Source organism: Acinetobacter gyllenbergii CIP 110306 = MTCC 11365, assembly GCF_000413855.1.
GTDB lineage: Bacteria > Pseudomonadota > Gammaproteobacteria > Pseudomonadales > Moraxellaceae > Acinetobacter > Acinetobacter gyllenbergii.
Window position 1 is genome coordinate 171342 of the sequence record NZ_ATGG01000011.1, and the last position, 13692, is coordinate 185033.

At 41.8% G+C, this 13692-nt stretch carries 11 protein-coding genes and 1 pseudogene; 8 read left to right on the plus strand and 4 right to left on the minus strand.

Annotation, left to right across the window (positions count from 1 at the left end):
* Nucleotides 1–290: 290 nt before the first annotated feature.
* From mtlD to F957_RS14110, 7 genes and pseudogenes are all read left to right on the plus strand, one after another.
* Nucleotides 291–2414, plus strand: coding sequence for a bifunctional mannitol-1-phosphate dehydrogenase/phosphatase (gene mtlD, locus F957_RS14135; RefSeq protein ID WP_016660238.1), 2124 nt, complete (start codon nt 291–293; stop codon nt 2412–2414).
* An 84-nt stretch (nt 2415–2498) separates the two neighbouring features.
* A pseudogene (locus tag F957_RS20850) lies at nt 2499–3120 on the plus strand (2'-5' RNA ligase family protein).
* A 2-nt stretch (nt 3121–3122) separates the two neighbouring features.
* Nucleotides 3123–3641 (plus strand): bifunctional adenosylcobinamide kinase/adenosylcobinamide-phosphate guanylyltransferase, encoded by a 519-nt coding sequence (gene cobU, locus F957_RS14130; protein WP_016540224.1) that lies wholly within the window; start codon nt 3123–3125, stop codon nt 3639–3641.
* 1 nt (nt 3642) lies between these two features.
* Nucleotides 3643–4713, plus strand: a complete 1071-nt coding sequence (gene cobT, locus F957_RS14125; RefSeq protein ID WP_016540223.1) for a nicotinate-nucleotide--dimethylbenzimidazole phosphoribosyltransferase — start codon at nt 3643–3645, stop codon at nt 4711–4713.
* Complete coding sequence (locus tag F957_RS14120) at nt 4703–5308, plus strand: histidine phosphatase family protein (protein ID WP_032860436.1); 606 nt, start codon at nt 4703–4705, stop codon at nt 5306–5308. The genes cobT and F957_RS14120 overlap by 11 nt, the downstream gene beginning before the upstream one ends.
* Nucleotides 5309–5418: 110 nt before the next feature.
* Nucleotides 5419–7002, plus strand: coding sequence for a histidine-type phosphatase (locus F957_RS14115; protein ID WP_016540221.1), 1584 nt, complete (start codon nt 5419–5421; stop codon nt 7000–7002).
* 100 nt (nt 7003–7102) lie between these two features.
* Nucleotides 7103–7846: an adenosylcobinamide-GDP ribazoletransferase gene (locus tag F957_RS14110; protein WP_016540220.1), complete on the plus strand. Its 744-nt coding sequence runs from the start codon at nt 7103–7105 to the stop codon at nt 7844–7846.
* Between the two features lie 58 nt (nt 7847–7904).
* On the opposite strand, the gene F957_RS14105 is transcribed toward F957_RS14110, so the two are convergent.
* From F957_RS14105 to F957_RS14095, 3 genes are all read right to left on the minus strand, one after another.
* Entirely contained in the window at nt 7905–9368 is a 1464-nt protein-coding gene (locus tag F957_RS14105; RefSeq protein WP_016540219.1) for a PepSY domain-containing protein, read from the minus strand.
* A gap of 3 nt (nt 9369–9371) precedes the next feature.
* Nucleotides 9372–11483 (minus strand): TonB-dependent receptor, encoded by a 2112-nt coding sequence (locus F957_RS14100; protein ID WP_016540218.1) that lies wholly within the window; start codon nt 11481–11483, stop codon nt 9372–9374.
* 73 nt (nt 11484–11556) lie between these two features.
* Entirely contained in the window at nt 11557–12060 is a 504-nt protein-coding gene (locus F957_RS14095; protein ID WP_016660242.1) for a hypothetical protein, read from the minus strand.
* 119 nt (nt 12061–12179) lie between these two features.
* Here F957_RS14095 and F957_RS14090 point away from each other — a divergent pair, with 119 nt between their 5' ends.
* Complete coding sequence (locus F957_RS14090; RefSeq protein ID WP_016540216.1) at nt 12180–12998, plus strand: AraC family transcriptional regulator; 819 nt, start codon at nt 12180–12182, stop codon at nt 12996–12998.
* 24 nt (nt 12999–13022) lie between these two features.
* Here the strand turns inward: F957_RS14090 and F957_RS14085 are convergent, their stop codons facing one another.
* Nucleotides 13023–13625 carry a LysE family translocator gene (locus F957_RS14085; RefSeq protein WP_016540215.1) on the minus strand — a complete coding sequence of 201 codons (603 nt, stop codon included), beginning with the start codon at nt 13623–13625 and terminating at the stop codon, nt 13023–13025.
* Between the last annotated feature and the right edge of the window lie 67 nt (nt 13626–13692).

Genomic DNA, 13692 nt, shown 5'->3' on the forward strand with positions numbered 1-13692 from the left:
GTCATCGCTACGGATATTTTTTTGATACTTTATATCTGTATATTTTAATAGCTGTTTTTTAATGTCTTTCTGATTTTCGTCAACCAAATTATGATTTTTAGGTGAAAAAACGTTCATTATTTTCCTCATAATGCAAGTATTCTGACTATTTCAATCGAATATAGCTGAGAAAAATAGCCTTATCGATTATTTTTTAACCAAATTTATTTCATTTATTGACGTTTTAGATTTTAGCTGGTTTTTTTATGTACCCTATAAAACGTCATAACAAGATAGATAAAGGAGTAAAGATGCTTATTTTTCATGATTATCCTGTTCAAGGAGCGCTTTTTGACATGGATGGAACAATGTTTGATACCGAGCGTTTACGCTTCCAGACATTGAAACAGGCATCAAAAGAGCTGATTGGACAGGAATTTTCAGATGAATATTTGATGCAGTGTCTAGGGTTGAGTGCGAAAGCATCTGAGCAGCTAGCACAAAAGTTTTACGGTGCAAATGTTCCTTATACTGCCATTCGCAAACGTGCAGATGAAGTTGAATTAGAGTTTGTCCGTAACAATGGCGTGCCGATTAAAAAAGGCTTGGTACAAGTCTTAGAGCGTCTAAGAAAATCAGGCTTAAAAATGGCAGTCGCGACTTCGAGTCGTCGAGCGATTGCAGAAGAATATCTCATTAACGCGAATGTTTATAAATTTTTTGATCTTTTGGTCTGTGGGGATGAAGTTGAAAAAGGCAAACCGCATCCAGAAATCTTTTTTAAAGCCGCACAAAAACTAAACTTACAACCGCAACAGTGTCTGATGTTCGAAGATTCTGAAAATGGAATTTGTTCAGCCTATGATGCAGGCGGAATTACCATTTTATTTAAAGATATAAAAGAACCCAACGATCATATGCTCTCGAAAGCAAACTTCTATTATTCTGATATGTACGAATGTTTGAATGCTTTAGATGAGTTTATTCCCGAAATGGGCATGCCACAGTTACAAGAGTTATTTCCACAAAGTTCTAACCAGTTGACTGTTGGGATTCATGGTTTTGGTGCCATTGGTGGTGGCTATATTGCACAAATCTTGTCGTATTGGGATGGTTATACACGACCAAAACGCATTCTGGCCTCAACCCGAAATCGTCTATATCTAGAGTCAGTCAATAGTTTCGGCAGCTATAGCATTCGCTATGGTCAGTCTTCTTATGATGAGCGTATTGATAATCTCACAGTGATTGATGCTGACAATGAACAGCAGATGTTAGAAATGTATATGCAATCTAGCCTGATCGCACTGTGCTTACCAGAACAAGCGATTGAGTCTGAGGCAAAAATCATTGCGAAGGGATTATTGGCTCGTTTCATGTCAGCAGATGCAGACAACAATGAGCCGATTACTTTTTTGATTATTTTAAATAAAGTCTGCGCAAAATATTTGGTCTTGAAACATATCCGTGAAGCTTTATTGGAATTGACGGATGAGGATATTGCCGAACATATTTTAAGTGAACATTATTTTTGCGATACCGTGGTCAATCGAATGGTATCCAAGCTTACCGATCAGGCCCTATATCGTCAGCTCAATATTAAGCATAACCTGTTCAAACAATATCAAAATGATCTCAATCCAGAAACGATTGAGTTGTCAGATGAAACTGCGCTGACTGAACAGCAGGAACAGCAGATCACACATTGTTTAGAAGATATGCGCGGACAGTTTCAAACAGGGCAATTCCTACAAAATATGGATCTGATCCTGTTCCATAGTGAAACGGATATGCCGATTTATGTGGAAAATCGCAGCCCGTTATTAAGCAAAATGCGTCAAATGATTTTAGTGGATCAGATTTCTGAGATTCAAATCATTAAGAACCGCCTATGGAATGGCTGTCATGCCATGTTGGCGTGGTATGCCAGTGCACTTGGACATGACACCATTGGTATCGCCATGGCGGATCCAAAAATCATGAAATATGCAGAGCAGGTGGTTAACGAAGTTAAATTGGGTCTAGCCAATATGATTCCCAATCAAGCCAAAGAACTGGACCGAATGGCGGAAAGTTTCCTGCATTCTTGCCGAGCGGCCTATAAAGATCCTTGTGAACGTGTAGCTCGTGATCCGCTTAGAAAACTCAATCTGAATGAGCGCGTATTAGGCAGTTTAGAATGTCAGGTGCAACAACAGCTTCCTTATCAAAAGCTGATACAAGGTGCAATTTATGGCTATGCCTATGCCTTGAAAAGGCTTGGGCTGGATGAGATTAAGATTGTAAAACATGTCCAGACCAATATTGAGCATATGGACATCACTGAAAATCAAAAAAAAGCCTTATTAAACCAGCTCTATCACGGGATTCAGGCGGAACTCAATGACAATGCATTCATATCACAGTTGGAGGAGTTGAAACCTCTAACGGCATAAACATCAGTGCTCACGGTGAATGCAGCTTAACTTTGATCTGGGTTTATGTTTGAATAACACAACTTTATCTATGATGCTGAAGTTGTGTTATTACAAACAGACACCCAGTTGATTGCGACCGCAATACGCGATTATCCTGAATGGCACAAGGGTCGCTCAGATTATGGGCTTTGGTATATTGAGATTGATCAACCTGAATTAATTCAATATTTAGACGAAATCCAGGCACAATTTTCAGATCTATTACTTCCTGCACAGCAACGCCAATATCACATTACTTTATTTGTGTGCGGTTTCTTGCAGCCTACTGTTAAGCAATACGACGATGATTTTCAGATTCAACAATTACAGCAGCAGATCAAGCTAATTGAAGCATTACAGCTCAAACCTTTTGAGCTTGAAATCACACAGATCGATAGCTTTAGTAGTGCTTTGTTCTTACAGATTCAAGATCGGCAGGGTGTACTGGCCCAAATTCGTCAGCAATTTGCTCATATCTGAAGAGATCGCAGCACTTGAATATTGTCCGCATATTACTTTAGGTTTGTATGGTGAAGCTTGGCCGGGTGATAGGGTATTGCAGCGGATACAACAGCTTTCGTTAAAATCCATGAAGATTCAGGTCAAAAAACTGACTTTTGGCTATTACAAGGCACAGATTTTACAAGGATTACTGTATCCTTATCAGCAAATTGAACTAGGTTAGATATGTTGCAACTAATTTTAGGCGGGGCGCGCTCAGGTAAAAGTCGTTTGGCAGAACAAACCGCCAAAGATACAGGCTTATCCGTCATTTATATTGCAACGGCGCAGGCCTTAGATACAGAAATGCAGCAGCGTATTGCACATCATCAACAGCAACGTCCTGATCATTGGCAAGTATATGAAGAACCGATTTATCTGGCAGATCGACTCTTGCAATGCGATCAGGCCAATCAGTTGATTTTGGTCGATTGCTTGACCTTGTGGCTCAGTAATCTGTTATTGGCTGAAGATCCAGCCTTGCAGCAACAACAGATGCAAAAACTATTCGAGGTCTTACCACAACTACACTCTCAGATTATTCTGGTCAGTAACGAAACTGGGCTGGGAGTGGTACCAATGGGAGAAATCAGCCGTCGTTTTGTCGATGAAGCAGGGCGTTTGCATCAGACCTTGGGGCAACTCGCCAATAAAGTCATGTTTTGTGTGGCAGGCTTTCCAATGATTTTAAAAGATGAGAAATAACATGACTGAACAAGCGCAATGGTTTTTAGCTGCCGTACAACAACCAGATTTAGAAGCCAAACAACAAGCTGAACAACGTCAACTGCAATTGACCAAACCCACAGGCGCTTTGGGGCAACTTGAGCAGCTAGCCATTCAATTGGCGAGCTTACAAGGCACGGTCCATCCGCAGATTCAACAACCTTGGATTACCATTTTTGTAGGTGATCATGGTGTTGTGGCCGAAAATATTTCGGCTTATCCGCAGGCCGTGACCCGTCAAATGCTGCAAAATTTTGCTTCAGGTGGTGCAGCTATCAGTGTGATTGCCAAACATCATCATGCACATTTACAAGTGGTGGATTGCGGTACAGTGGGTGAAGCCTATGATTATGTTGGGGTCGAGCGTTATTGTATTCGTGCAGGTACTGCTAATTTTGCCCAACAAGCGGCAATGACGGAACAGGAATGCTTAGCGGCATTACAACTGGGTAAAGACAGCGTTGATCGTGCCAAAGCTCAAGCTGCCGATATTTTTATTGCTGGTGAGATGGGAATTGGTAATACCTGTTCAGCTTCAGCACTGGCCTGTTTGTTGTTGCATGAAGATGCCGCACAAATGACGGGTGTGGGGACAGGAATTACGAATCAACAGTTGCAACATAAAATCTCGGTCATTGATCAAGCGGTGAAGAGACATCAAGCAGCTGTTGCTGACGATGCTTTAAAAATTCTGGCAGCTGTTGGCGGTCTAGAAATTGCGGCCATGACAGGTGCTTATATTCGCTGTGCACAACTTGGTTTACCAATTGTGGTGGATGGTTTTATTAGCTCGGTTGCAGCCTTGTGTGCGGTACGTATTCAACTCCACAGTCGCGCATGGATGTTGTTTGGACATCAATCGGCTGAATATGGTCATCAGCGTGTGCTAAAAGCCTTAGACGCTCAGCCTATTTTAAATATGAATTTGCGTCTTGGTGAAGGCAGCGGCGCAGGAGCAGCCTTGTCCATGTTACAACTGGCTTGTGTCTTACACAATCAAATGGCCACCTTTGCCGAAGCTGCAGTTACGGGTGATAAAGTTGCACCTTGATTTACTACGGCATGGGGAAACAGCATTGAGCCATACCTTGCGTGGGCATCTCGATGATGCACTCACAGAACAAGGTTGGTTACAAATGCAATCTACCGTTGAGCAGCATCTTGCTGCTCAAGTACAATGGGATGTGATCATCAGCTCGCCATTACAACGCTGTCAAAAGTTTGCGGCAGCACTGGCGAAACAACTTGAATTACCTTTGCTGCTCAATGCAGAAATTAAGGAAATGTATTTTGGCGATTGGGAAGGTATTGCGACTCAAACCATCTACGAAACAGAGCCTGAGCGATTGGCAAATTTCTGGCAATTTCCAACGCAATATCATGCCCCGAATGGGGAGTCATTGAATCAATTCCAGCAACGTGTCTTGCATGGTTTTAATGAAATTTATGTTCAAATGCAGCAACACAACTGGAACAAGGCATTGATTGTGACGCATGGTGGGGTGATTAAGTTACTGACTTGTTTGGCACGTCACCAAAAGCTGGATGACCTATTAACCATGCCCGCAGAGTTAGGAACCTTATATGCTTTAAAGCTAACTCAAATTGACAATCAAATTCATTTTTCTGAAAAGACAAAAATCTAGTAGCGATAAAATCTTATTCTGTTTCCAGTATTTGCTTGCTTGATGTAATCGAACTGTCATTGCGACTGCCTATGATACATGGCATTTATTGACCTATAAGCAAATCATTCATGAATATATTATTGAAAAGCAGTGTGTTATGCGCAAGCATTTTATTGGCAGCATGTAATAACGACGATCACCAAGAATCGAAAACAACCTCAGAAAATAACGCTGCATCAAAATATTATCAGACTAAAACTCCGTACCAACCACAACAAGATCTCAAAAAATATGAAGCTATTCCACAAGGATTTCAGCCTGTATTTACTGAATTGGTTGCACGTCATGGTTCGCGCGGTTTATCCAGCATCAAATATGATTTAGCGTTGTATAACCTTTGGAAACAAGCCAAAGCTGAAAATGCACTCACACCTTTAGGTGAAAAACTGGGGGCAGATTTAGAAAGCATGATGAAAGCCAATATTCTTTTGGGTTATGGTGTGGATGGCATCCGTCAGTTTGGTTATGGCAATGAAACCATGCAAGGTATTCAGGAGCATCGTGGTATTGCTGATCGTTTATTGCAGCGACTTCCAAATTTATTTCAAACCGCAGCACAACAACCGACATCAATTTTAGTGCAAAGTTCGGGGGTAGACCGTGCGGTGGATAGTGCCAAATTTTTCACTGCTGAATTGATCCAACAGCAACCGCAATTAAAAACACACATCACCCCAGTCTCATACACCAGTTTAGCCAGTAGTAGTGTGCCAACGCTTGAAGATGGTGGAGTGGATCGTTTTAAGCTTTATTTTCATAGTTTAAATAAAGAGCAAGATTTAGCACAGCCCTTATCCGCACAACAACAGGCGATTTACGATGCCAGCCAAGCCTATCAGCATTTTGAAGAAGAGGATGCAGATCTGGTCAATAAGTTAAATGAACTTGCGAAAAATAGTCGTGCTGAACAAGTGGCAAAGAGTGTATTGAATCCACTGTTCAAAGCAGAATTTATTCAAAAACTGGGAACCACAGGCTATGTATTTAGCAATATTGGTTCATATAGCGTTACTTCACCTAAAGGCGAAACCATCACTGAAAAAGGTAAAGGTAAAAATAGCATTGCCAGTGCTGTGGATGCGGCGGCCTATGTCTATGAGTTATATTCAATATCAGGCGGTATGAAAACTGAATTGAAAGGTGTTGATTTTGATCAGTATATGCCTGTAGATGCTGCAAAATTCTATGCTGAATTTAACGATGCCAATGATTTTTATAGCAAAGGGCCAAGTTTTACCGAATCGAAGAACGTCACCAGTGCAATTGCTCAAGGATTAAAGCAGGACTTATTTAAACAAGTCGATGCGATTGTAGATCAGCAGCAAACCCATCGTGCGGTATTACGTTTTGCTCATGCCGAAATCATTATTCCTTTGGCGACCAGTTTAGAGTTGCACAATATGATGCAGCCTTTACCTTTACGTCAAACTTATAGCTACAACAGCAGCACTTGGCGAGGTGAGCTAGTGTCACCCATGGCAGCGAATTTACAATGGGATATTTATCAAAACAAGCAAGGTACAACCTTGGTGAAAATGTTCTATAACGAGAAAGAAACCCTATTTAAGTCGAGTTGTAACTACGCACGTTATAGCAACAACAGTTTTTATTATGATTATTTGAAGCTTAAACAATGTTATCAAATTCAATAATCTAAGATATTGGGTCTTTTCATTTGGGAATCGCTTGCTATTCCCAATTTTATTTCTTCATAATTCAGGCATGATGAACTCGTTGTCATTGAGAGGTTGCATGACACCTTTTTGGATTGCCTTGCAGTTTTTGACTGTTTTACCCATTGAACTCAAAACGATGCCAAGCGCAAAGCAGAATGCTCAGGCCATGCTGTTTTATCCTTTGGTGGGTGTATTACTTGGGTTGATTTTGTTTGCATCTGCCATGTTATTGGCAAAGCTTCCGATCATCTTGAGTGCAGTGCTGATTCTCGTACTCTGGATTTGGCTGACAGGTGGATTACATCTGGATGGTTTAGCGGATACAGCCGACGCATGGGTCGGTGGATTTGGTGATCCTGAACGAACCTTGAAAATCATGAAAGACCCTGCATGTGGTCCAATCGGGGTGCTGAGTTTAGTTGCCGTCTGCTTGCTGAAATTTGTGGCTCTATACGTTTTGCTTGAACAACAAATGGCTGTTTTTTTAATCGTCTTGCCTATGCTTGGGCGCAGTGTGCCGCTGTTTTTATTCCTCACAACACCTTATGTACGTGCTCAAGGCTTGGGCCGTTCTATGACAGATTTTATGCCTAAAAAACAACTTTGGATGGTTTTTGTCATTACAATCGCATTTCTTTGTATGTTTAAATGGCTTGGGTTAATTGCTTTACTGGTTTTTTTAGTGATGCTTTTTTATATGCGATCATTGTTTATTAAACGAATCGGCGGGATTACTGGGGATACTATAGGCGCTGCAATTGAGCTGGCTGAAACTGGTGTGATTCTCAGTTTTGTGATTGCTTCATTCTATGTGATTTAAAAAATTGAATGCTTGGATTGTCGTGATCCTCCTGCAAACAGAAGGATCACTTTGATGATTAGCGTTTGCCCAATTGAACCCAGAAACCTAGCACAGCGAGTAAAGCAACCAACCCGGCAATCGTACCTAGGATGATATCCCGAAGCGTTTTATCTATTGGCAACCATGTCCATTTATGTAGATAAGCAAAACTAAATCCTTCTAAAGCATCTTGTTGCGTCACCTGAGCTGCAATTACGCCACTGCTCGGCTCAATATACAGTCTGAGTTGATTCTCTAACTGCGTTTCAACCTTAATCACGGGCAGACGCTTGTTGATAAACCCATATTCGCCTCCAAAACTTGTCACCCATGCGGCCTGTTGAACTTGTTCAGGTTGTAATCCTAAATAACTTGCAGCCAATTGTTTACTTTGTTTAAGAATATCAATCAGTTCACCATTACCAGCATCTACAAACTGAATCGCGGGAACTACTGTTTTAGTCGTGTGATGATCATGCTGCTTCGTTGCCGCCGTCATGCTGCCTTGTAATGGCTCTCGTCCGATGGCTTGAATCATCCAAGCTGCACGGCTATGTGTTTCTCTAAAGGATGTGGGAACAAGATCCAGCCGTTGAATAGGCTGTTGAGTGATGTGTTGCCATACTTCTGTAGTTAAATCAGCCGTATGGAAAACAGGTTGAATATTTTTAATATCGGGCTTTTTTTGCCAAATATGATAGAAACCACTAAGCACCCAAAGCAGAATAAAGACGCTTAAACTGATGCCTAAATAGCGATGCAGAAAGCGTATTGGTTTTTGCCCTAGACGATGATTGCGCCGATTGTGAATGTTAAAGAATAAGCTTATCCCCATAAAAATCATGCAGAGTATGCCAATCAAAGCCAGTTGCATAAGAACAGTTTGGCCTATCCAAGCTTGATCACCCCACGTCCAGGTATGACCTAAGCGGAAGATTTTTGCCATCCACATCTTTTGATCATTGGAGAGTGTAGCCAATCGGGCTTGTGAAGGATCAACATAGGCACGTAAACCATTTTGAAAATCAACCCGCCAAACAGGCAGCAAACGATTGACACTCGGATAATCATCACTGAATGTGGTGATGATTTGACTGGATACAATGTCCTGTTGCGATAAGCCTGTATACCAAAGTGCTAAACGTTGGGCATCAAATTGCTCCGCATTGGCCAGCAATTGACCAGTCTGACTATCATAGTATTCAGCAATCTTTTGATTGGGCTGTAATATGCGATAGGCAATCCGCTGAGTATTTAATTCAATTACCTGTAAGGCCGAAAATTGCGCGATTTGATGTTGTTTCAGAACATCCGTTGCTGCTAAGGCATGTGTTAAATCCAGTTGTTGAGATGGTGGCATTCGTTTTACAGGCTGGGGTTGTGTTGCACTCATGATTGGATGCAACACACCTGTTAAAGACCAAAGTAAAACGAGAACGCCCAACACCATCCCAAAACTACGGTGTAAAGACAGTAGTTTTTTCAGTTGTTTGGCATTCATTGCTTATTTCCCAAAATGGTAACGTAAACCTAATAAATAGGTTCGTGGTGCAGCGGGGGTATAACTGACTTGGTTATTACTAAATGAGGTACTTTCTGCATAATGCTGATCTGTGGCATTCAGGATTTGCCCATAGATTTCATAAGCATTTTTACGGTAGTTGGCACGTAGATTCAGCAAAGTATGGCCATCATACTTTTCCGTATTGGCATCGTTAATCCAGTAAGAACCGACATAAACCGCTTCTGCAGAAAGTAATAGCTCAGGTAATGGCTTGATTTGATATTCAAGCGTACCAAATGTTTTAGGCGCACTTGGCATGGTGTTGCCGCTATAATCTAAAACACTCGAAGGTTGAAACTGCTGATATTCATGTTTGGCCACACTGCCTGAGAGTTTTAAGCGCTGATCATATAAATCACTGAGTTTCCATGTTCCCCCAATTTCAATTCCCTGATGTAAGGTTTTGCCTGCATTGCGTGGCTCGCGTGTGTTATCTGGCTTGGTATAGCTCATCACTTCATCTTCGCCTTCTAAGCGATATAGGGTGATTTCACCGTCTAAGCGATCATCGAATAATTTAAAACGCAGACCTGCATCGATATTATTAAATGTGGCTTCTTTCAAGTCAGGTGTCACCAAATTTGCACCGTATAAACTGCTGACTTCTGGCGGTACAAAACCCTGTGACCAATTACTATAAAGATCAATTGCTGGCGTGATGTTCCAGACAAAACCGACTTGAGGACTGGCTTTATGAAAATCACGTTTTTCATTCGGTGCGCCTGTGGTTTTTGATGGGGTTAATTTGTTTTCATAGTCATAACTAATCCAGTCATAACGTGCACCACCGACTAAATTTAAAGTCGGTAACACTTGCCAATTGGCTTGTGCATAGACGGCTTGGTTATTGACGTCTACATTAAAGTCGCGTAAGCGCTGGCGTTGTTGATAACCGGTATAGACCAAAGTATTCGGGTCTCGGAACACCTGAATATCATTGGTTCTGGCTTGGTTAGGAGAATGGTCAGCCATTGCCCCGACAATCAGTTTGACCTGATCAAATGTAGCAGAATGCTGCGCATTTAAACCATAGGACTGAAAGGCGTTATAGGTGGTTTGTCCGCTATAAGTGCCAGTCGGTGTGCCATTTTTAACATCGGTGCGGATGTTATAACTTGGGTTTTGCTCGGTGGTATTGTTACGATAATACAAGGTAACTTGGCTTTGTTGCTGATCATTCCATTGATGGCTAATTTGAGAAGAAAGCCGTGTGGCATCAACTTCACGATAGGTAAAGGTTTGGTAGCTGTATCCAGGACGTTTGCGATAATCGTCCAGATTTAAGCTACCGGTCATATCTGCCTTTAAATGGTTATAACTGACAATATTTTTAATTTGTGTGGCATCAGAGATGCGCCAGTCGTGTCTGAGCGTCACACTCTGTTTATTGCTTTCAGCATGGTCTTGCCAGCTATCACCACGATCACTGGCATAGGCCGAAAGCCTTAAACCGTGCTCACCAAATTCGCTATCAAAGGTATTTGAAGCGCCGACATCGATACGGCGATATCCCTCAGAACTGGCACTGATGCCCAGATCGGCTGTTGCTGTCGCACTTGGTGCTTTGGTCAGAAAATTAATGGTTCCACCAATCGCATTGCTGCCATATAAGCTACTGGCAGGGCCGCGTAAAATTTCGATGCTATCAATACCCGCTAGATTCACTTCATATAAGGCATTGTGGTTAAATACACCCACGGGACGAATTGAAATCCCATCTTCTAAATATTGATAAACGGCAGCTGTGGTCATCGGTTGGCGAATCGACATCATATGCTGTTCATTACCCAAATCATTCATCAGTACGCCCGGTGTTTGATTGATGATTTGTCCTATAAAAGTTGCATGTTTATCTTCAATGTCCTTGCTGTTAATTTTACTGATTGCAGCAGGGGTATTATTAATCGATTCACCTTCACGACTCGCGGTCACAACGATGGTGGCTAAGGTTTTAGTCGCATCAGAAGGTACAGTTTCTGAAAAAACAACAGAGCTATAGCCAACAGACAGGCACGCAGCCGTGAGTACAGACAAACGGAATGGAGTATTCATTTTGAACTCTATAAAAAGCAATAAACGAGAACGCACCGCCGTCATTTACGGGGTACGAAGTAAAATTTGCGTTTTATAAAGCGAGTGGCGGGGCTTGTTTGATTGGAAAAATATAGAAGATACGGGCGATGTGCAGATCTTCTGTCCACGTATGGCACAGGCAGCGAACGCGACTGAACCAAGCCAGTAGAAATATAATAATGAATGCAATCAGCGGCACGATCGCAGCGGCATCTAAACCATGTGAGCAGAGAGGGCAATGCTTCATGATTTGGCTAGCCAGCGCATATACCTGTTGTGCATATTCACTGAGCTGGGCATGTTTGGCATGCTGTAACTGCGGTCCGTGATGCATGTCATGCATGCTGTGTTGATGATGACTCGAATGCATCTGTGACATCAACGATGCATTTTGAATTTCAGTGACTTGGCAATGGCTTGGCATTGCATAAAGTGCAGGTACGACGCCTGTATGGACCATTGTTGGTAAGAAGATATGCCAGAGTAAACAAAGCAAAGTTATCGCGCCGAAACTGGCACGCCACTTAAGCAAATGTTGACGAAAACTGGACTTCATATCAGCGATACGTCGTAGGAGAAATGTGGCAGCAGTATAATCAAAAAATGACTTATAGATCAAAGCAAAATTGAGGTATTCTGAGACTGCTGAATTCAATATTTTATAGGCAGATCAGCGTGTCAAAAATAGCAAATCAGTCCGATTGGATTGTGCGGGCTTCTGATAGTGAGCGCTTGGAAAGAATAGAAGCTTTCTTTTCTGATCATGCATATGAACCACACCAACATGATACCTTTGCGATTGGTCGTACCTTGTCTGGTGTACAAAGCTTTCATTATCGTGGTGAAGTCCGACATAGTCAGCATGGCATGACCATGGTGTTACATCCAGATGAAAAGCATGATGGCAGTGCGGGAACTCAAGAAGGCTTTCACTACCGAATGATGTACGTTGAACCTGCATTGATTCAAAAGATCATGAAAGGCAAACCGCTGCCTTTTTTCAAACATGGGCTGAGTGATGATCCACGGCTTTATCGTGTTACCCATACACTTTTGCAAAACATGCAGGATCCATTGGATCTTTTAGAAGAAGAAGATGCGTTGTATGACTTGGCAACAACTTTGTATGAAGTTGCAGGTCAGTCATCACGCGCGCGGCAACGCTATGATTATATTGCAGCAGAGCGAGCCAGAGAGTTTATTCACGCTTCGCTGGATCAGAACATCAGTTTGGATGATTTAGAACAGAATATACAGCGTGATCGTTGGAGTCTTTCTCGTGATTTTAGACTGCTATTCGGCACCAGTCCGCATCGTTATATGACCATGCGTCGGCTAGATATCGTGAAAAGATGTCTGATGTACGGAGAGTCGCTGACGCAGGCTGCCATCATTGCTGGTTTTTTTGATCAGAGCCATATGACTCGGCATTTTACCAAAGCTTTTGGGATTACCCCAGCAAGATGGAAACAGATTTATACACGTCAGAAATAAGCTGTGTTTGCAACTAAAAAAGCTCTAAATAAGATGCATACCTTTTAAGAAATCACTCAACATAAATAGACCTGAAATAATTAGGAAGATACCCAGTATTTTATTTAGATGATTGAGCCAAATTGGATTACTCAATTTTTTGCCAATTACTGATCCAGCAAATGAATAAAGCAACGGAGCACCCGCTGCACCAAGAGAAATGAGTAGTGAAACAATGAGAATCAGGCCACCTGTGATATGTGCAGCAGGGTACATAATGGTGGTCACAGGTAAAATCACTAAAATCGCTTTAGGATTCAGACTTTGAATCCAGAAACCATTCCAAAAATTGAGGCTTTTGTGTTGGGTTTGATCTGTTTTTAACTCAGTATGTGCCGTCATCATTTTATAGGCTAAATAGAATGTATAGATTGCCCCAATCAAGGCAATCAAATGCAAATACGCATGGGGAATTAATGCTGCACCGGCATAACCAAATACAACAAATAGCATCAGCATGGAACAACCCACACCAGCAAAAAAGCCCAATGTTCGGGAGAACTGTCCTGTTAGCCCAGCATTTAACCCCATAAAGTTCACAGGACCAGGGCTGTACATCACACTTAAGGTATAAAGAAAAATTTCCATGACCAACCTAAATGAATCAATAGCAAAGGATGATCAAAATAGGGCAAAGTGCCATGCGCTGTATTGT

Coding starts and splice junctions, on each gene's coding strand:
- F957_RS14115 (WP_016540221.1), top strand. CDS start 5,419: ATGAATATATTATTGAAAAGCAGTGTGTTATGCGCAAGCATTTTATTG.
- cobT (WP_016540223.1), top strand. CDS start 3,643: ATGACTGAACAAGCGCAATGGTTTTTAGCTGCCGTACAACAACCAGAT.
- cobU (WP_016540224.1), top strand. CDS start 3,123: ATGTTGCAACTAATTTTAGGCGGGGCGCGCTCAGGTAAAAGTCGTTTG.
- mtlD (WP_016660238.1), top strand. CDS start 291: ATGCTTATTTTTCATGATTATCCTGTTCAAGGAGCGCTTTTTGACATG.
- F957_RS14085 (WP_016540215.1), bottom strand. CDS start 13,625: ATGGAAATTTTTCTTTATACCTTAAGTGTGATGTACAGCCCTGGTCCT.
- F957_RS14100 (WP_016540218.1), bottom strand. CDS start 11,483: ATGAATACTCCATTCCGTTTGTCTGTACTCACGGCTGCGTGCCTGTCT.
- F957_RS14105 (WP_016540219.1), bottom strand. CDS start 9,368: ATGAATGCCAAACAACTGAAAAAACTACTGTCTTTACACCGTAGTTTT.
- F957_RS14095 (WP_016660242.1), bottom strand. CDS start 12,060: ATGAAGTCCAGTTTTCGTCAACATTTGCTTAAGTGGCGTGCCAGTTTC.
- F957_RS14110 (WP_016540220.1), top strand. CDS start 7,103: ATGACACCTTTTTGGATTGCCTTGCAGTTTTTGACTGTTTTACCCATT.